Annotated in this window: 31 protein-coding genes; all 31 read left to right on the forward strand. The window is 44.5% G+C overall.

The features are described from left to right. Positions 1-53: 53 nt before the first annotated feature. Positions 54-1,244, forward strand: coding sequence for an elongation factor Tu (gene tuf, locus SPICA_RS01945; protein WP_013967859.1), 1,191 nt, complete (start codon positions 54-56; stop codon positions 1,242-1,244). A gap of 66 nt (positions 1,245-1,310) precedes the next feature. After that, the gene (gene rpsJ / locus SPICA_RS01950) at positions 1,311-1,619 is read left to right on the forward strand and encodes a 30S ribosomal protein S10 (protein WP_013967860.1); all 309 of its coding nucleotides are present in this window, start codon (positions 1,311-1,313) and stop codon (positions 1,617-1,619) included. A gap of 60 nt (positions 1,620-1,679) precedes the next feature. Beyond that, positions 1,680-2,300, forward strand: a complete 621-nt coding sequence (gene rplC, locus SPICA_RS01955) for a 50S ribosomal protein L3 (RefSeq protein ID WP_013967861.1) — start codon at positions 1,680-1,682, stop codon at positions 2,298-2,300. A gap of 11 nt (positions 2,301-2,311) precedes the next feature. Then, positions 2,312-2,953, forward strand: coding sequence for a 50S ribosomal protein L4 (rplD, locus tag SPICA_RS01960; RefSeq protein WP_013967862.1), 642 nt, complete (start codon positions 2,312-2,314; stop codon positions 2,951-2,953). Beyond that, positions 2,950-3,234, forward strand: a complete 285-nt coding sequence (locus SPICA_RS01965) for a 50S ribosomal protein L23 (RefSeq protein ID WP_013967863.1) — start codon at positions 2,950-2,952, stop codon at positions 3,232-3,234. Before rplD ends, SPICA_RS01965 begins: the two co-directional genes overlap by 4 nt. Before the next feature lie 24 nt (positions 3,235-3,258). Further along, on the forward strand, positions 3,259-4,083 hold the full coding sequence (gene rplB / locus SPICA_RS01970) for a 50S ribosomal protein L2 (protein ID WP_013967864.1): 825 nt from the start codon (positions 3,259-3,261) through the stop codon (positions 4,081-4,083). A 9-nt stretch (positions 4,084-4,092) separates the two neighbouring features. Beyond that, positions 4,093-4,374 carry a 30S ribosomal protein S19 gene (gene rpsS / locus SPICA_RS01975; protein ID WP_013967865.1) on the forward strand — a complete coding sequence of 94 codons (282 nt, stop codon included), beginning with the start codon at positions 4,093-4,095 and terminating at the stop codon, positions 4,372-4,374. A 7-nt stretch (positions 4,375-4,381) separates the two neighbouring features. Then, a complete protein-coding gene (gene rplV, locus SPICA_RS01980; protein WP_013967866.1) occupies positions 4,382-4,744 on the forward strand; it encodes a 50S ribosomal protein L22 in 363 nt (120 codons plus the stop codon). 1 nt (position 4,745) lies between these two features. Then, positions 4,746-5,450, forward strand: coding sequence for a 30S ribosomal protein S3 (gene rpsC, locus SPICA_RS01985; protein WP_013967867.1), 705 nt, complete (start codon positions 4,746-4,748; stop codon positions 5,448-5,450). A gap of 3 nt (positions 5,451-5,453) precedes the next feature. Next, entirely contained in the window at positions 5,454-5,879 is a 426-nt protein-coding gene (gene rplP / locus SPICA_RS01990) for a 50S ribosomal protein L16 (protein ID WP_013967868.1), read from the forward strand. Positions 5,880-5,903: 24 nt separating this feature from the next. Continuing rightward, positions 5,904-6,101: a 50S ribosomal protein L29 gene (gene rpmC / locus SPICA_RS01995; RefSeq protein ID WP_013967869.1), complete on the forward strand. Its 198-nt coding sequence runs from the start codon at positions 5,904-5,906 to the stop codon at positions 6,099-6,101. An 11-nt stretch (positions 6,102-6,112) separates the two neighbouring features. Further along, complete coding sequence (gene rpsQ / locus SPICA_RS02000) at positions 6,113-6,385, forward strand: 30S ribosomal protein S17 (RefSeq protein ID WP_013967870.1); 273 nt, start codon at positions 6,113-6,115, stop codon at positions 6,383-6,385. Between the two features lie 18 nt (positions 6,386-6,403). Next, positions 6,404-6,772 carry a 50S ribosomal protein L14 gene (gene rplN, locus SPICA_RS02005; RefSeq protein WP_013967871.1) on the forward strand — a complete coding sequence of 123 codons (369 nt, stop codon included), beginning with the start codon at positions 6,404-6,406 and terminating at the stop codon, positions 6,770-6,772. Positions 6,773-6,783: 11 nt separating this feature from the next. Beyond that, the gene (rplX, locus tag SPICA_RS02010) at positions 6,784-7,101 is read left to right on the forward strand and encodes a 50S ribosomal protein L24 (RefSeq protein WP_013967872.1); all 318 of its coding nucleotides are present in this window, start codon (positions 6,784-6,786) and stop codon (positions 7,099-7,101) included. Next, positions 7,101-7,652 carry a 50S ribosomal protein L5 gene (gene rplE, locus SPICA_RS02015; protein WP_013967873.1) on the forward strand — a complete coding sequence of 184 codons (552 nt, stop codon included), beginning with the start codon at positions 7,101-7,103 and terminating at the stop codon, positions 7,650-7,652. The genes rplX and rplE overlap by 1 nt, the downstream gene beginning before the upstream one ends. A gap of 11 nt (positions 7,653-7,663) precedes the next feature. Beyond that, positions 7,664-7,849: a type Z 30S ribosomal protein S14 gene (locus SPICA_RS15165; protein WP_013967874.1), complete on the forward strand. Its 186-nt coding sequence runs from the start codon at positions 7,664-7,666 to the stop codon at positions 7,847-7,849. A 14-nt stretch (positions 7,850-7,863) separates the two neighbouring features. Further along, complete coding sequence (rpsH, locus tag SPICA_RS02020) at positions 7,864-8,262, forward strand: 30S ribosomal protein S8 (RefSeq protein ID WP_013967875.1); 399 nt, start codon at positions 7,864-7,866, stop codon at positions 8,260-8,262. A 10-nt stretch (positions 8,263-8,272) separates the two neighbouring features. Then, the gene (gene rplF / locus SPICA_RS02025) at positions 8,273-8,812 is read left to right on the forward strand and encodes a 50S ribosomal protein L6 (RefSeq protein ID WP_013967876.1); all 540 of its coding nucleotides are present in this window, start codon (positions 8,273-8,275) and stop codon (positions 8,810-8,812) included. Positions 8,813-8,823: 11 nt separating this feature from the next. After that, on the forward strand, positions 8,824-9,186 hold the full coding sequence (gene rplR / locus SPICA_RS02030) for a 50S ribosomal protein L18 (RefSeq protein WP_013967877.1): 363 nt from the start codon (positions 8,824-8,826) through the stop codon (positions 9,184-9,186). 8 nt (positions 9,187-9,194) lie between these two features. Next, positions 9,195-9,716, forward strand: coding sequence for a 30S ribosomal protein S5 (gene rpsE / locus SPICA_RS02035; protein WP_013967878.1), 522 nt, complete (start codon positions 9,195-9,197; stop codon positions 9,714-9,716). 4 nt (positions 9,717-9,720) lie between these two features. Next, positions 9,721-9,906 (forward strand): 50S ribosomal protein L30, encoded by a 186-nt coding sequence (gene rpmD / locus SPICA_RS02040; protein ID WP_013967879.1) that lies wholly within the window; start codon positions 9,721-9,723, stop codon positions 9,904-9,906. Then, entirely contained in the window at positions 9,907-10,359 is a 453-nt protein-coding gene (gene rplO / locus SPICA_RS02045; RefSeq protein WP_013967880.1) for a 50S ribosomal protein L15, read from the forward strand. A gap of 23 nt (positions 10,360-10,382) precedes the next feature. Then, positions 10,383-11,702, forward strand: coding sequence for a preprotein translocase subunit SecY (gene secY, locus SPICA_RS02050; protein ID WP_013967881.1), 1,320 nt, complete (start codon positions 10,383-10,385; stop codon positions 11,700-11,702). A gap of 150 nt (positions 11,703-11,852) precedes the next feature. Then, positions 11,853-11,966, forward strand: coding sequence for a 50S ribosomal protein L36 (gene rpmJ, locus SPICA_RS15170; RefSeq protein ID WP_013967882.1), 114 nt, complete (start codon positions 11,853-11,855; stop codon positions 11,964-11,966). Between the two features lie 14 nt (positions 11,967-11,980). Further along, positions 11,981-12,346, forward strand: coding sequence for a 30S ribosomal protein S13 (gene rpsM, locus SPICA_RS02055; RefSeq protein ID WP_013967883.1), 366 nt, complete (start codon positions 11,981-11,983; stop codon positions 12,344-12,346). Positions 12,347-12,363: 17 nt separating this feature from the next. Then, the gene (rpsK, locus tag SPICA_RS02060; RefSeq protein ID WP_013967884.1) at positions 12,364-12,744 is read left to right on the forward strand and encodes a 30S ribosomal protein S11; all 381 of its coding nucleotides are present in this window, start codon (positions 12,364-12,366) and stop codon (positions 12,742-12,744) included. 17 nt (positions 12,745-12,761) lie between these two features. Beyond that, positions 12,762-13,397, forward strand: a complete 636-nt coding sequence (rpsD, locus tag SPICA_RS02065; protein WP_013967885.1) for a 30S ribosomal protein S4 — start codon at positions 12,762-12,764, stop codon at positions 13,395-13,397. Positions 13,398-13,406: 9 nt separating this feature from the next. Further along, on the forward strand, positions 13,407-14,462 hold the full coding sequence (locus SPICA_RS02070) for a DNA-directed RNA polymerase subunit alpha (RefSeq protein WP_013967886.1): 1,056 nt from the start codon (positions 13,407-13,409) through the stop codon (positions 14,460-14,462). Beyond that, complete coding sequence (gene rplQ, locus SPICA_RS02075; RefSeq protein WP_013967887.1) at positions 14,452-14,916, forward strand: 50S ribosomal protein L17; 465 nt, start codon at positions 14,452-14,454, stop codon at positions 14,914-14,916. Before SPICA_RS02070 ends, rplQ begins: the two co-directional genes overlap by 11 nt. Before the next feature lie 412 nt (positions 14,917-15,328). Continuing rightward, positions 15,329-16,447 carry a branched-chain amino acid ABC transporter substrate-binding protein gene (locus SPICA_RS02080; RefSeq protein ID WP_013967889.1) on the forward strand — a complete coding sequence of 373 codons (1,119 nt, stop codon included), beginning with the start codon at positions 15,329-15,331 and terminating at the stop codon, positions 16,445-16,447. A gap of 83 nt (positions 16,448-16,530) precedes the next feature. Continuing rightward, entirely contained in the window at positions 16,531-17,433 is a 903-nt protein-coding gene (locus SPICA_RS02085) for a branched-chain amino acid ABC transporter permease (RefSeq protein ID WP_013967890.1), read from the forward strand.

The raw sequence follows: 17,433 nt of genomic DNA on the forward strand, positions 1-17,433 counted from the left end.
TACTGCCGAGACTTGTATTTTAATTGAGTGCCCAAAGAATATAGGAGGACACAATGGCAAAGGATAAGTTCAATCGAACGAAACCTCACATGAACGTCGGAACGATTGGCCACGTCGATCACGGAAAAACCACCCTTTCAGCTGCTATTACCATGTACTGTGGTAAAAAGTATGGCGATAAGGTCATGAAGTATGATGAAATCGACAATGCGCCAGAAGAGAAGGCTCGCGGTATTACTATCAATACCCGGCACCTGGAATATCAGTCTGAGAAGCGGCACTATGCCCACATCGACTGCCCCGGACATGCTGACTATATTAAGAACATGATTACCGGTGCTGCTCAGATGGACGGTGCTATTCTCGTTGTTTCCGCTCCTGACTCGGTTATGCCCCAGACTCGTGAGCACATTCTCTTGGCTCGCCAGGTAGGTGTTCCGAATATCATCGTATTCCTGAACAAGGTTGACCTTGTAGATGATCCTGAGCTTCTTGAACTGGTCGAGGCTGAAGTTCGTGAAGTTCTCAGTCAGTACGGCTTCCCCGGTGATGAAATTCCTATCATTAAGGGTGCCGCATTTAAGGCTATGTCTGAACCTGATAACGCTGAAGCTACCAAGTGTATTCAGGAACTCCTTGATGCAATGGATAGTTACTTCCCCGATCCTGTGCGGGATGACGCAAAGCCCTTCTTAATGCCGATCGAGGACGTCTTTACCATCTCTGGTCGTGGTACAGTAGTAACCGGTAAGGTTGAGCGGGGTATTCTCAAGCTCAACGAAGAAGTTGAAATCGTAGGTATTAAGCCGACCCGGAAAACTGTTGTGACCGGAATTGAAATGTTCAACAAACTCCTCGATGAAGGTGTGGCTGGTGATAATATTGGTGCTCTGCTTCGTGGTGTTGAAAAGAAGGATGTTGAACGCGGACAAGTTCTTGCAAAGCCTGGTACAATTACTCCTCACAGCAAATTTAAGGGACAGATCTATTGTCTTTCTAAGGAAGAAGGTGGTCGTCACAGTCCCTTCTTCTCTGGTTATCGGCCTCAGTTCTATTTCCGGACTACCGATATTACCGGTACCGTTAAGCTTCCTGAAGGGAAGGAAATGGTTATGCCCGGTGATAACACCGAAATCTTTGGTGAGTTGATTCATCCTATCGCTATGGAAAAGGGACTCCGCTTTGCTATTCGCGAAGGTGGTCGTACCGTAGCTTCCGGTCAGGTTATCGATATCATTGAATAATTAGTTCTAGCTGTATGATCGAAGGCGGTCCTTGGTTCTCTTGGGCCGCCTTCTTTTGGAGGAATAATGACTAAGGAACGAATTCGCGTGCGTTTGCGCGGTTTCGATGTGGAATTGATCGATCAGAGCGCTAAATCAATTGTTCAGACGGTTCAGAAGGCGGGAGCAAAGGTTTCTGGTCCTATTCCGCTGCCGACCCGGATAAACAAAATTACTGTTCTGAGATCTCCCCATGTTAATAAGAAATCTCGGGAACAATTTGAAATGAGGACTCACAAGCGCCTCATCGATATTATCAATCCATCTGCAGAAGTGATGGATTCTTTAATGAAGCTCGAACTTCCCGCTGGCGTGGATGTTGAGATAAAGCAATAGCAAATCAAGGCAGACGGTTCCGAGACCACGGGATAACGTGCCTGGAAATGGAGAGTTTAGATGTTGGGTCTAATGGCCAAGAAAGTGGGCATGACACAGGTCTTCGATAATGATGGGAACCTTACTCCGGTAACTGTTCTCAAAGTTGATCCGAACATTGTTATCGCCCAAAAGACCGAGGATAAATATGGTTATAAAGCTGTAATCCTCGGAATTGATGACATGAAGAAGAGTAGGGTGAATAAGCCCTACGCAGGTCAGTTTCCCGAAGGAATTAATCCGAAAAAGAAAATTCGTGAATTTCGGGATTTTGAAAAGGAGTGCGCGGTAGGCGACAGCCTCGGGGCAGAGCTTTTTGAAGGCTGTCGGTATGTTGATGTAACCGGCATTTCTAAAGGTAAGGGGTTTCAGGGTGTTATAAAGCGCTGGGGTTTCGGAGGCGGTAGGAATACTCATGGTTCAAAATTCCATCGAGAACCCGGTTCTACAGGACAGTGTACTTCTCCTGGACATTCCTTTAAGAACGTAAAGATGCCTGGCCGGATGGGTAGGGAACGGGTAACTGTTCTCAACCTTAAGGTTGTTAAGGTTGACGTTGAAAATCAGCTGATTATGGTTCGCGGCGCTGTTCCTGGTGTAAATAAGGGGACGGTGGTTGTTCGGGCTGCGGTTAAGAAGTAATGAGGGAAGCTATGAATCGGACAGTCTATTCCATCGACGGTAAAGAACTTCGAACTATCGAACTGGATGATGCCGTATTTGGCCTCCCGGTAAATGAAGAAGTAATCTGGTATGCCGTTAATAATGAATTAGCCAACAGGCGTCTCGGAACGGCTTCTACCAAGGATCGCGCTGAGGTGCATGGTTCTAATACCAAGCCCTATAAGCAGAAAGGTACTGGTAGGGCTCGCCGGGGTGATAAAAAATCACCGCTGATGGTTGGTGGTGGTATTGTGTTTGGTCCAAAACCAAGGGATTTTTCCTATGCAATGCCTAAAAAGGCTAAGCGGCTTGCTCTTAAGAGCATCCTTAGTCTGAAAGCTCAGAGTGATATTCTAAAGGTTGTTGAAGATTTTACTGTAGAAAGCGGTAAAACAAGGGATCTGGTTAAGATCCTTAAAAACTTTAGTGATCAAGAACGAACCGTTGTTATTCTTAAGGATAATGACTCTAAGGTTAAACAGGCTGGTCGGAATATCCCGTGGCTCACGTTCCTTTCCTATGATAATCTTACCGCCCATGATTTGTTCTATGGACGGCGGGTTATTATGATGGAGGGTGCTGCAAAGAACCTGAGCGCGTTTTATGGCGCAGGTGCGGGGGGAGCAGAATGACCTACGAGCAGATTTTAATAGAACCTGTTTTATCTGAAAAAACTAATAGAATGCGAGAAGAAGGAAAATATGTTTTTAAAGTAGATCCTTCTGCCACTAAGATTCAGGTAAAAGAAGCGGTTCGAAAGCTTTTTAATGTACATCCTATTTCCTGCACCATCATGGTTGTAGGTGGAAAGCCAAAGCGGGTTCGGTATAAGGCCGGTTATACATCAAGCTGGAAGAAGGCTATCGTCCGATTACCGAAGGACGAGAAAATTGCCCTCTTCGAGGGCGTATAAGCCCGCTCAAAGTTGGGGAAAATTATGGGTATTAGAACATTTAAGCCGGTAACTGCGGGTATGCGGCATCGGATTAGCCTGGATTACTCGGAGATTACAACAAACAAACCCGAAAAATCCCTGACCAGCGGTCGTGCTGAAAAGGCAGGCCGCGGTGCAAAGGGACGGATCAGTGTCTGGCATAAGGGTGGCGGGCATAAGCGGCGCTATCGGGAAATTGATTTTAAGCGTGATAAAATTGGTGTTCCCGGTAAGGTTGCTACTATCGAATATGATCCAAACCGCAGTGCAAATATCGCCCTTGTCAATTATGTAGATGGTGAGAAACGCTATATTATAGCTCCGAAAGGATTAACCGTTGGTACTCAAGTTATGAGTGGTCCTGACGCTGCTCCTGAAGTTGGAAATGCGTTGCCCCTGGAAAATATTCCACTTGGGTTTACCATTCACAATATTGAGCTTTCTCTCGGTCGTGGTGGACAGTTGGTCCGTTCGGCTGGTGCTGGCGCTATGGTCGCTGCAAAAGAAGGCGATTATGTAACCGTACGGCTGCCTTCTGGTGAAATGCGAATGGTCTTTAAGAAATGCTACGCCACTATCGGTGAAGTAGGAAACGAAGACCATATGAACGTTCAGCTTGGTAAGGCTGGACGGAAACGCTGGATGGGCGTTCGGCCTACTGTTCGTGGTATGGCGATGAACCCGATTGATCACCCCCATGGTGGTGGTGAAGGTCGTAATAAGGGTTGTAATCCTGTTACTCCCTGGGGTCAGCCTACTCGTGGTTATAAGACCAGGAATAAGCACAAGCCTTCTTCCCGGTTTATTGTCAGCCGCAGAAAGAAATAGGAGCGAAGGGTGTCAAGATCAGTAAAGAAGGGGCCCTTCATTGAGAAGAGCCTGTACAAGAAAGTAATTGAAATGGGAAAAAGTGGTGAACGGAAGATGATTAAAACATATTCTCGTTGTTCCACCATTATCCCTGAAATGGTTGGTAATACGATTTCCGTATATAACGGAAAAAGCTGGGTTCCGGTTTATGTGACAGAGAACCTGGTCGGTCACAAGCTTGGTGAATTCGCACCCACCCGAATCTTCCGGGGGCATGCGGGTTCAGACAAGAAGGCCGCTAAGAAGTAGGTGGAATATGGAAGAAAAGAAGGGTTACAAAGCGGTAACCAAGTACCTTATTGCATCTCCGTTTAAGGTTCGCCCTGTGGCCGATCTGGTACGGAGACGGCCTTATCCAGAAGCCATGTCAATTCTGGAACATATGCCCCATAAGGGTGCTCGGTTAATCCGGAAAACCGTTAAATCTGCTGCATCCAACGCCTTAAATCAAAATAAGCAGTTGGATGAAGATATGCTGTATGTCAAGGAAATCAGGATTGATGAAGGTCCCCGTCTTAAACGGGTTTGGTTCCGTGCACGGGGCCGGGCAGATATGCTGCTGAAGCGTATGTGTCACATCACTGTGGTTATTGACGAAATCGCTAAGACGGGGGAATAACGTGGGACAGAAAGTAAATCCAATAGGTTTGCGGGTAGGTATTAACCGAACTTGGTCGTCCCGCTGGTATGTGGATCCTAAGGAGTATGCTGATACACTCCATGAAGATTTAAAGCTGCGGAAAATCGTCACAAATCTTCCTGAAACAAAGGGTGCTGATATAGCTGAATTAGAAATTATTCGGCATCCCCAGAGGATTACTATTGTAATTCATACCGCCCGTCCTGGTGTGATTATTGGTGTAAAGGGTGCTAACATCGAAAAAATCGGATCTGAACTGCAAAAGATTGTAAATAAAAAAGTTCAGATAAAGATTAAAGAGGTTCGTAACCCTGATAACAACGCTCAGCTAATTGCCCAGAATATTGCACGGCAGCTTTTGGCTCGCGGTTCATTCCGGAAAGCCATGAAGCAGGCCGTTACCAACGGTATCAAGAAGGGTAATGCTCAGGGTGTTAAGGTTCGTCTTTCCGGCCGTCTTGGCGGAGCCGAAATGTCGCGGACTGAAGAGTATAAGGAAGGCCGAGTGCCACTGCATACTCTTCGGGCTGATATCGATTATGGTTTCGCTGAAGCTCATACCACCTTTGGTGCCATTGGTGTAAAAGTATGGGTTTACAATGGCGTGAAGTTTGGAAAAGAGCAGAAAGAGGATGCGGGTGTTCTGGTACGGAAGCGGCGAGAGCGCGCTCCCGCAAGGAGTTAAGTTATGCTGAGTCCAAAGCGTGTAAAGTACCGAAAGGTTCAGCGTGGTAATATGCCCGGTAATGCTACCCGTGGCAATACCGTAGCTTTTGGAGAATATGGTCTGGTTGCTCTGGACCGCATGTGGATCACCAACCGGCAAATTGAAGCCGCTCGTATTGCCTTAAATCGGCATATTAAACGCGGTGGAAAATTATGGATTCGGATTTTCCCAGATAAGCCCTATACTAAAAAACCGGCTGAAACCCGTATGGGTAAGGGAAAGGGTGCACCGGAGTATTGGGTAGCAGTCGTGAAGCCCGGTACAGTTTTATTCGAACTTGGTGGTGTCGATCGCGCGCTAGCTGAAGAAGCTATGCGTCTTGCGGGTTCTAAACTGCCAATCAAGACAAAGTTCGCCCTGCGGTCGGATTTTGAATTAGGTGCATAACCTAAAGACAGAAAGGATACGAATATGAAGAATTCGTTTAAAAACCTAACAGTTCCTGAGCTTGTCGCTAAGCGGGAAGAGCTTCAAAAGAAGTATATGGAATTCCGCTTTCAAATGGTCGTTGGCCATGTCGATAATCCGCTCCAGAAGCGAACCATGCGTCGGCAGATCGCGCGGCTCAATACTCTGATCCGTCAGCATGAACTCGCTGGAAAAGCATAAAGGAGCGAACTGTGGAAAACCAAATAGTTCAAGCCAAAAAAAGCAAGAGGGAGTTTGTTGGGATTGTAACCAGTGATAAGATGGACAAAACCATTGTAGTGTCCATTGTATCCAAGACCCTGCACCCTCTTTATAAGAAATACGTCACTCGTATTAAAAAGGTTAAAGCTCATGATGAAAGCAATGAGGCTAAAATGGGCGACCGTGTACGGGTGGTCGAATGTAGACCTATCAGCAAAGAAAAATGCTGGAAGCTCGCTGAAATTGTTGAGCGGGCAAAGTAAGGCAAGGGGAACAGCACTATGATTCAGGTTGAAACGTTCCTGAATGTGGCCGATAACTCCGGTGCAAAAATCGTTCAATGTATTAAGGTATTGGGCGGTTCAAAGCGGAAATATGCTGGAATTGGCGACATCATCGTTGTGGCGGTAAAAGATGCCTTACCGACCTCAACAATAAAAAAGGGTTCCGTTGAGAAGGCTGTCATTGTTAGGACTCATAAGGAATTCCGTCGTCCTGATGGAACTTATATTCGGTTCGATGACAATGCTTGTGTAATTATCGACGCGAACAAGAATCCAAAGGGCAAGCGTATTTTTGGACCGGTTGCCCGTGAATTGCGCGAGAAAGATTTTATGAAAATCGTATCTCTCGCTCCTGAAGTTCTCTAAGGAGAGGCGGTATGACTCAGCACAAGTTCAAGCTGAAAAGAGAAGATACCGTACAGATTATTGCAGGCAAGGACAAGGGTAAGCGGGGAAAGATACTTAAAATTCTCCGTGATAAGGACCGTGTTGTAGTAGAAGGTGCGAACATTGTTAAAAAAGCAATGAAGCGCAAAAGCCAGCAGGATCGTGGCGGTATTGTAGAATTAGAAGCTCCGATTCATATCTCGAATGTTATGATCGTGTGTAAAAAGTGCGGACCTACCCGGATTGGTTATAAGCTTGAAGGGGATGCAAAGGTTCGTGTTTGCAAAAAATGCGGAGAGGCGTTGTGATGAAGAACTACGAACCGCGGCTCAAGAAGATCTATCGGGAAAAAATTGCTCCCGAGATGTTTAAAGAGTTCGGATACAAATCGACAATGCAGACACCAAAAATCGAGAAGATTATCGTCAGCATGGGCGTAGGCGAGGCTCTTCAGAACAAGAAGCTTCTTGATGCTGCAATTGAGGATTTAACCCTGATTACGGGGCAGAAAGCAGTTAAAACAAAGGCTCGCAAGAGTATTGCTAACTTTAAAATTCGTGCCGGCCAGGAAATTGGTGCTCGGGTTACCCTTCGTGGGGCTATTATGTACGAATTCCTTGATCGCCTTGTAAATGTTGCCTTACCCCGTGTTAAGGACTTCCGTGGTGTAAACCAGAATGCCTTCGATGGACACGGAAATTATTCTCTCGGTATTACCGAGCAGATAATTTTCCCAGAAATCGATTTTGATAAGATTGAACGGGTAGCTGGTCTTAACATTGCAATAGTTACAACGGCGAATACCGATGCGGAGGCTAAGGCTCTCCTCGCCAAGTTCGGTATGCCCTTTAGGAAATAAGCGAGGGACCTATGGCCAGAAAAGCGATGATTTTAAAGGCGTTAAAAACGCCGAAATATGCGACCAGAAAGGTTAACAGATGTCGGATCTGTGGACGCCCCCGGGGGTATCTGCGGAAATTTGAAATGTGCCGTCTTTGCTTCCGCAAACTTGCGAGCGAGGGACTTATTCCCGGCGTCACAAAATCGAGTTGGTAAGGTAGGAGAACAGGATGAGCGTTTCTGATCCCATTGCGGATATGCTGACCAAGATCCGGAATGCCGGTATGGCGCGGCACGAAAAAGTCGATATCCCTACCTCCAAGCTTAAGCTTGAGATTGTCAAGATTTTAAAGACCGAGGGATATATAAAGAATTTTAAGAAAATTAATCAGGATGGTGCTAATACTATCCGTATTTTCTTGAAATATGATGAACAAACTAACCCGGTTATTCATGGTATAGAAAAGATTTCTAAACCAGGTCGACGGGTTTATACGGGCTATAAAAATATGCCCCGGGTGTTCAACGGGTTTGGTACCACAATCGTGTCTACTTCGATTGGGGTAACAACGGGAAAAAAGGCCGTCGAAAAGAAAGTCGGCGGTGAGATCATTTGTACCGTTTGGTAAGAGGGAGCTTATGTCGCGAATTGGAAAAATTCCGGTCAAAATCCCCCAGGGTGTGAAAATTGCCATCGGCGCTGACACTATTACTGTGGAAGGCCCGAAGGGGAAACTGACCCAGCAGTACCATCCCGTTGTAACCTTTGAAACCGTGGGCAATGAAATTGTAGTCGGTAGAAAAAATGACGAAAAACAGACCCGTGCTTTTCATGGTTTGTACCGGAATCTTTTAAACAACATGGTGATTGGTGTATCTGCCGGATTTACAAAGTCGTTAATTATCAACGGTGTTGGTTTCCGGGCGGAAGTAAAGGGAAATATACTATCAATGAACCTCGGCTATTCTAACGACGTGTTCGTTGCAATTCCCAAGGATCTTACCGTAACCGCTGATGCGAATGGCAAGGTAACCATTAGTGGTGCTGATAAGCAGCGGGTTGGTGAGTTTGCAGCTCAGATTCGTAAGCTGAGACTGCCCGAGCCCTACAAAGGCAAAGGTATCCGCTACGAAGATGAGACCATCAGAAGGAAAGTCGGTAAATCCGGCGTTAAATAGGGTAGCATGATATGATACGTAAAATGCTTGATAAGGATAGAAAGCGGCTTAAGAGAAAATTTCACATCCGCAAGCGCATCAGCGGAACTGCTGAGCGTCCTCGGATGAGTGTTTTCCGGAGTAACCGCTCGCTCTATATTCAGGTCATTGATGATACGGTAGGTAAGACTATTGCATCAGCTTCCACATTGGAAAAGGACCTGAAGGATATTAAACGGAATGTCGAAGGTGCTGAAAAACTCGGCGAAATCATGGGAAAAAGACTTCTTGAGAAGAACATTAAAACCGTGGTTTTTGACAGGAACGGATATCTTTATCACGGCCTCGTTAAAGCGATGGCCGATGGCGCCCGGAAAGCCGGGATCCAGTTCTAGGGGGCTACATGGACCAAGCACGGGAAAGAGATAAAGAAAAAAATTACCAGGAAAAAGAATTTGTAGAAAAACTGGTAAAGCTCAACCGGACTGCAAAGGTTGTAAAGGGTGGACGGCGGTTTTCCTTCTCTGCCCTTACCGTTGTAGGTGACCGGAAGGGTAATGTTGGGTATGGATTTGGCAAGGCCAACGACGTTTCTGAAGCAATTCGGAAAAGTTTGGAAAAGGCAAAACGGAATATGGTGAAAATTCCTTTACGGAATGGGACTATACCCCATGATGTACAGGCTGATTTTAAAGCTTCTACCGTTCTGCTTAAGCCTGCTACTTCCGGTACTGGTATTATTGCTGGCGGTCCTGTCCGGGCTGTCATGGAAGCCGGTGGTGTAACCGATGTGTTAAGCAAATCTATCGGAGCCAGCAATCAATACAATGTTCTCAAGGCAACTTTTAAGTGCATTACCAAAATGATGGATGCTAAAGTTGTGGCAAAAAACCGGGGCAAAGCTCTGAAGGATCTATGGGGTTAAGGCAATGGCAAAGAAAATTCGTATTCGCCTTGTACGCAGCACTATAGGTACGCTTCCTGCTCAGCGGGCTACTGTCCGGTCTCTGGGGCTTAGGAAAATTGGTTCTACTACAGAGAAGGAAGTAAACCCTGCAATTATGGGAATGGTTCAAGCGGTTTCCCATCTGGTTTCTGTTGAGGAGATCGAATAGATGCATGACTTTAATTTACACGCACCTGAAGGTGCGAATAAACGCAAAAGAATAGTTGGCCGCGGTCAGGGATCTGGCCGTGGTACAACTGCAGGTCGCGGTAACAAGGGGCAGAAATCTCGGTCTGGCGGTAAAACCTATGTAGGGTTTGAAGGCGGACAGATGCCTTTGTACCGCCGCTTAGCACAGCGTGGTTTTTCTAACTATCCCTTTAAAAAGGTTTATGAGATCGTCAATTTAGGCGAGATCCAGAATCGGTTTAACGATGGTGAGACAGTAAGTAATGTTTCATTGTTTGAAAAGGGTTTGGTTAAAAAAGCCGCTTTAATAAAGGTTCTCTCCGATGGAGAATTCACCAAAAAGCTCAATTTTAAAGTAGACGCAGTATCCGCTGCGGCTAAAGAAAAAATTGAGAAAGCTGGCGGCACCGTTGTCGTCTCGGCTAAGAAATAACCTAGCGAGGCGGGGAACGTTTTATGGCAACTAATCCTTTAGTAGGTATCTTCAGGGTCAAAGAGCTCCGGGAACGGGTGATCTTCACGATGCTGATGCTCATCGTTTTCCGCCTCGGTGCGGTACTACCCATTCCGGGCATCAACGTTAATGCATTAAAAGCCTATTTTCTGTCTCAGCAGAATACAGGCAATGCTATTGTAGATTACCTTGATTTCTTTGCTGGCGGTGCTTTTACGAATTTTTCGGTCTTTATGCTTGGTATTATGCCCTACATCTCCATGTCGATCATAATGCAGCTGTTTCTCATTATCTTCCCCAGTCTTAAAAAGCTTTCGGAAGAAGAAGGGGGCCGGAAAAAAATCCAGAGCTACCAGCGGATGGGGACTGTCGTTATCTGTCTTATTCAGTCCTATGCGGTTACTGTTTGGGCAGACAGGATCCCGAATGCAATAACTATATCTAAGCTTTCTTATACCCTGATTGCAATGATAACGGTTACCACGGGAACCATGTTCCTCATGTGGATTGGTGAACAGATTACTAAGCGGGGGATCGGAAACGGTATCTCGCTGTTGATCTTTGCCGGTATCGTTGCACGTCTGCCCCGGGCAGTATGGGAACTCGTTACCAAAGTTAAAAATAGAGAGCTTAACCCGGTATTTATGATAGTTGTCTTTGTAATGTTTATAGCAGTAGTTGCTCTCGTTGTTTTTGAACAGCAGGGACAACGGAAAATTCCGGTGAACTATGCAAAACGGGTAGTTGGACGAAAGATGTATGGTGCTCAAAATACCTATATTCCTTTTAAAATTAATCCCTCTGGTGTTATTCCAGTTATTTTTGCATCATCGTTATTAACGTTCCCGTTGCAGATTGCTTCCGGTATTGGTGCAAATGTAAAATGGCTGGCTGATTTTTCTCGGTGGTTAAGTCCTCATGGGGTAGCGTATAATATTTTATACACGCTCCTCATTATTTTCTTTGCCTATTTCTATACTCAGGTTTCACTGAATCCTATAGAAATTGCGAAGAATATACGTGAAAATGGCGGCTCTATCCCAGGCATCCGGACAGACAAGATCGAAGAATATTTAATGGCTATTTTGAATAGAATTATTCTTCCTGGATCCTTGTATCTTGCATTAATAGCCATCTTGCCTACAATTATCCAGACATTGTTCAATTTTCCTGCCTCTATCAGTTATCTGATGGGTGGAACGTCTTTGTTGATTCTTGTAGGTGTTGATCTAGATACCATGAGCCAGGTAGATGCCCTTCTTAAAATGCATCACCATGATGGTTTAGCAAGGAAGGGGCATATCCGTTCAAGGAATCTATAGTGTATTATAGATAACATCTATAATACGATTGAGCAATTAGGACTTGGCGAAACTTAAAAAATTCGCTTTAATATCTGAATCGAGTTTATGCTACCCCCCCAGGTCTACGAAGCATAAACTCGATAGTTATACAAAGAAGGGAGTAGTAGGATGAAAGTCCGAACAAGTGTAAAGCCCATTTGCGATAAATGCAAAGTGATTAAACGGAACGGTATCGTCCGGATAATCTGTGAGAATCCAAAGCATAAGCAGAAACAAGGGTAAGGAGGTAGACCGCAATGGCACGTATCGCGGGAGTTGACCTCCCTAATAAACATGTTAACATTGCACTGACGTATATTTATGGAATCGGTCGGCCGAGCGCGGATGAGATTTGTGCAAAAACCAAAATCGATCCAAACCGGAAAATGAATGATCTTTCACAGGAAGAAGTCAATGAGCTCAGGCAGCTTATTGAAAATGAATACAAAGTGGAAGGTCGTTTACGCACCGAAATTGCGCTTAATATCAAACGGCTTATGGACATTGGCTGTTACCGCGGTTTGCGGCACCGAAAGGGGCTTCCTGTCCGTGGACAGCGAACAAGGACTAATGCTCGTACCCGTAAGGGTAAGAAGAAGACCGTCGCTGGAAAGAAGAAGTAGGCGGAGGATTGTGAATCGTGGCTGATACCAAGAAACGAAAAGAGAAAAAATCAGTATACGAGGGGAATGTCTATATTCAGGCAACCTTTAATAACACTATTGTTACCATTACGGATATGATGGGAAATGCGATTTCCTGGGCTAGTTCCGGTGGTCTTGGGTTCCGTGGCGCTAAAAAATCCACCCCCTTTGCTGCTCAGACTGTGACTGAGACTGCTGCTCAAAAGGCAATGCAGGTAGGTTTACGGGAAGTGCATGTATACGTAAAAGGTCCTGGCATTGGCCGTGAATCGGCTATTCGTCAGCTTGGAACAATGGGAATTAAAGTTAAATCGATCAATGATGTAACCCCTATTCCCCATAATGGCTGCCGGCCCAGAAAGACTCGGCGTATCTAAGAGAGGGTTAAGAAACTATGGCTCGTTATACTGGACCAGTATGTCGTCTCTGCCGAACTGAGCAGAAAAAGCTGTTTTTAAAAGGGGATCGCTGTAAAAGCGATAAGTGTCCCATCAATAAAAAACGTCCTGCCCCAGGGAAGGATCCTAAGGGACGGATTGGCAAGCGTTCCGATTATGGAATGCAGCTTCGGGAAAAACAGAAGCTTAAGAGAATTTATGGTATGCAGGAAAAGCAGTTCGCGATTTTCTTTGATCGCGCCCTTCGTATGCCTGGAGTTACCGGTGAAAACCTCTTTATGCTTCTTGAGCGACGGCTTGATAATGTTGTATATCGCCTGAGATTTGCCGTAAGCCGGACTCAAGCCCGACAGATTGTGCTGCATGGACACGTTATGGTTAACGGTAAGGTTGTAAATATACCTTCATACCTTGTTAAACCAAATGAAGTTATTGAAATTAAAGAAGCAAGCAAAGGCTTAACCGTAATTAAGGATGCTTTGAAAGAATTTGGTAAAGCTGGTGTTATGCCTTGGCTGCATCTGGATCCTGATGCGATGAAAGGGACTTTCCTTGCTATTCCTCGGCGAAGTGATATTACCGATTTAGCGGATATCAAGGAACAAATGGTCGTCGAATTATACTCAAAATAAGGAGTTCCAATGGCCCGTAAGAATCTGCTTAAAGGATTTAAACGTCCGAAAGGCATCACCTTTGAGCACGGTGAACTTAAGCCTAATTATGGCAAGTTTATCGCGGCCCCCTTCGAACCTGGTTTTGGAACGACTGTGGGTAATACCTTGCGGAGGGTTCTCCTTTCTTCGATTCAGGGGTATGCAGTTACCGCTGTTAAGATTACATCCTATGATAAGGATGGTGTACCTCATGTTGTATCTAGCGAATTCGAGAATATTCCTAATATTGTCGAAGACACCCTTGAGGTTATTAATAATCTTAAACAGATGCGGCTTAGACTGCCTGAAGAAGTAGAGCAGGATACCCTTCTCTATGAATGGAAAGGTCAGTGCGAAATTAAGAGTGATGATTTTAGCCGACCGGGCCAGTTAGAGGTTCTGAGTCAGGGTCAGCATATTATGACCCTGATGGATGATGCCCGAATTGAACTGGAAATCCAGGTTGACCTTGGCCGTGGATATGTACCTTCCGAGGTAAATGAAAAGTATATTGAAGTCATAGGTACCATTCCTATGGATGCAATATTTACGCCGGTCAAAAAGGTCAAATATACGGTAGAACCAACTAGGGTCGGCCAACGAAGTGATTACGATAAACTGATTCTAGAAGTATGGACCGATGGTACCATTCGTCCTGATGATGCACTTGCTGAAGCTGCAAAAATCGCCAAGGATCATTTATCAGTATTTATCAATTTTGATGAGAACAACCTGGGTTCTGAAGATGATATGGATGAAGGGGATGAGCGGATTCGACAGATTCTGAACACCCCGGTAGAAGAGCTTGAACTCTCTGTCCGTTCATCAAATTGTTTGAAAAATGCGAATATCCGGACTATTGGTGAATTAACCAGAAAGACCGAAGATGATATCGCAAAAACACGGAATTTCGGGAAAAAGTCGTTACAGGAGATTAAAGAAAAACTGAAAGAATGGAATCTTTCTCTTGGAATGACCGATTATAGTGTTCTCAAGAATTCAGTTAAATTAACCGCTGAGAAGGAAGAAGAAGATGAAGCATAAAATTGGCTTTAATCGCTTGGAGCGTACCGCGGCTCATCGGAAAGCCCTTCATCGCAATATGGTGACCGCATTGTTTAAGTACGAGCGGATTACCACCACTAAAGCGAAGGCTCTTGAAATTCGGCGGTCTGCCGAGAAACTCATTACAAGAGCGAAGGAAGATACCGTTCATAACCGGCGGTTGGTCGCTCGCAGGCTCTTTGATGAGAGCATGGTAACGAAACTGTTTACCAACATTGCCCTCAGAATGAAGGATAGGCATGGTGGATATACGAGAATCCTTAAACTGGGTGAACGGGCTGGCGATGCTGCGGAAATGGTAATCCTTGAATTGGTTGACTATAAGCTTCCCGAAAAGGAAGAAAAGTCGGAAAAAAAAGCCAAAAAGGATGAACCTAAAAAGGAAACCAAAAAAGCTGCAAAACCAAAGGCTCAGAAAGCTGAAGCAAAGTAAGGGAGGATGCCCACATGTCCAAGGCTCATAGAGGTAAGGGAATACGAGAATTGCCTACACATGGACGGGGTGTATGCCCTGTTTGCAAACGTAGCAACGTGAAAGTCCTGTATGAACAGGAAGTTAATGGTGCAAAGGTAAAGATTTGCAAAACCTGCAAAGCAGCACTCAAACATGGTAAGGCTGTGTAAGGTCTGAAATCTGTAATGATAGAAGCCCTGGTCCATAAGGCCAGGGTTTTTTTATGCTGTAATGATGAGTGTTCGTATTTAAATATAATTATATCGATACAGTCCTTGTAAAGAAATTAAATAAATATGCATTAAATATGCAAAAAGCCCTAGACAAACTGCATATTGATAACTATTATTCAATACGAGTATAGGTCTTTTAATATAGGAGGAGATGGCGCATGAAGAAATTAGTAAATTCTATCTTGTTTTTTGGTATTATGGTTTCCTTTGCTTTTGCTTCTGGAGGTCAGGATGCTGGTACTATCAAGATTGGTGTTGCTGGAGCCCACTCTGGTGACCTCGCTTCTTATGGTTTACCTTCTGTTAATGCGGCAAAGCTGGTAGTAGAATCTATCAATGCTAAGGGCGGCATTAATGGTCGTAAGATCGAACTTGTTATCGAAGATGATCAGTGTAAGCCGGAACTTGCTACCAATGCAGCTTCGAAGCTGGTAAGCAATAATGTGGTTGCGGTTATTGGACACATCTGTTCCGGTGCAACCAAATCTGCGTTAGGTATTTACAAGGATTCCAAGATTATTACTATTTCCCCCTCTGCTACGAATCCTCCGCTCACTCAGAGTGGCGAATATCCGAACTTTTTCAGAACCATAGCTCCGGATGATGCTCAGGCTAAACTGGCCGCAAACTTTTTGGCAAAAACTCTGAAGCTGAAGACTATTGCGGTGCTTCATGATAAGGGTGACTATGGAAAGGGGTTTGCTGAACTGGTTAAGCAGTTTGCCGAAGCGCAGGGCGTTACTGTAGCTCTCTTCGAAGGTGTGAACCCTGGTGCACCTGACTATTCTGCTGTTGTTAATAAGATTGGAAATGCAAAAGTAGATGGTGTTGTATGGGGTGGTTATCATCCTGAAGCTTCAAAACTTGTTCAACAAATGAAAGATAAGGGTATGAATATTCCCTTCATTTCCGATGATGGTGTAAAGGATAATACCTTTATCGAAGTGGCTGGAAAATATGCAGAAGGTGTGTATGCAACTGGTCCAATGGATACAACCAGCAATCCCCTGGCAATTCAAGCTGCAGAAGAACATAAAAAGAAATTCGGCGAAGAACCCGGTGCTTTCTTCCTCAATGCCTATGCAGCTACTCTTGCAATTACCAATGCTATAGCAAAAGCTGGTTCTGCTGATTACGATAAGGTTAGTGCGGCACTTCGCTCTGAATATGTGGATACTCCCCTTGGAAAGATTAGCTTTGATCAGAAGGGTGATGTAATTGGGTTCGGCTTCTCCGTATTCCAGGTTAAGAATGGCAAATATGTAGAACTGAAGTAGTTGTTTTATAATGATTATACAAGCCGTTCCAGCTCTTTGCTGGAACGGCTCATTTTTTGATTTGCCTACCTAAGGATCACAGTATGGATTATTTTTTTAAGCTTTTTTTAAGTGGTACTGCAAAGGGTTCTATCTATGCGTTAATTGCCCTTGGTTATACCATGGTATATGGTATAATTCAGTTAATCAATTTTGCTCATGGTGAAGTATATATGATTGGTGGTTTTACTGCTTTAATTTTTGGTGGTTTTTTCTATACCATGGGCATGTCTGTTTGGATGGTTTTACTTTTATCCGTGATCCTGGCTGTCCTCTTTTCCGCAGCCTTTGGCTTTACTATTGAACGGATTGCCTATCGACCCTTACGAAACAAACCACGGCTTTCTGCACTCATCAGTGCAATTGGTATGTCTATGATATTACAAAATTTTGTACTGCTTGCTCAAACAGAAAAATATTTATCCTATCCATCTTATTTACCTGAAATTGCATTCTTACAGCCCTTCCGGCAATATATAAATTCAACGCAGTTTATCATTCTTATTGTAACTGCCCTTATCATGGTGTTTTTAACAGTCCTGATTAAATATACCCGTATTGGTAAGGCTATGCGAGCTACTGCTCAAGATAAAGATATGGCCCAACTTGTTGGTGTGAATATTAACCAGGTTATTTCCATAACCTTTATTATTGGCTCCGCATTAGCTGCGGTAGGCGGTGTTCTTATCTGTTCGTATATGGGGCAAATTAACTATTACATTGGTTTTGTGGCTGGAATTAAAGCGTTCGTTGCGGCAGTTCTTGGAGGTATCGGGAGTATACCTGGTGCTGTATTAGGAAGTTTTATTCTCGGATGGACTGAAAGTCTTGGAACGGGATATATCTCAAGCGATTATGAAGACGCCTTTGCATTTATTATTCTTATTCTCATATTAGTTTTAAAACCTGATGGTATCCTCGGGAAAAACCAGAAGCAGAAGGTGTAG

This window comes from Gracilinema caldarium DSM 7334 (genome assembly GCF_000219725.1).
Taxonomy (GTDB): domain Bacteria; phylum Spirochaetota; class Spirochaetia; order Treponematales; family Breznakiellaceae; genus Gracilinema; species Gracilinema caldarium.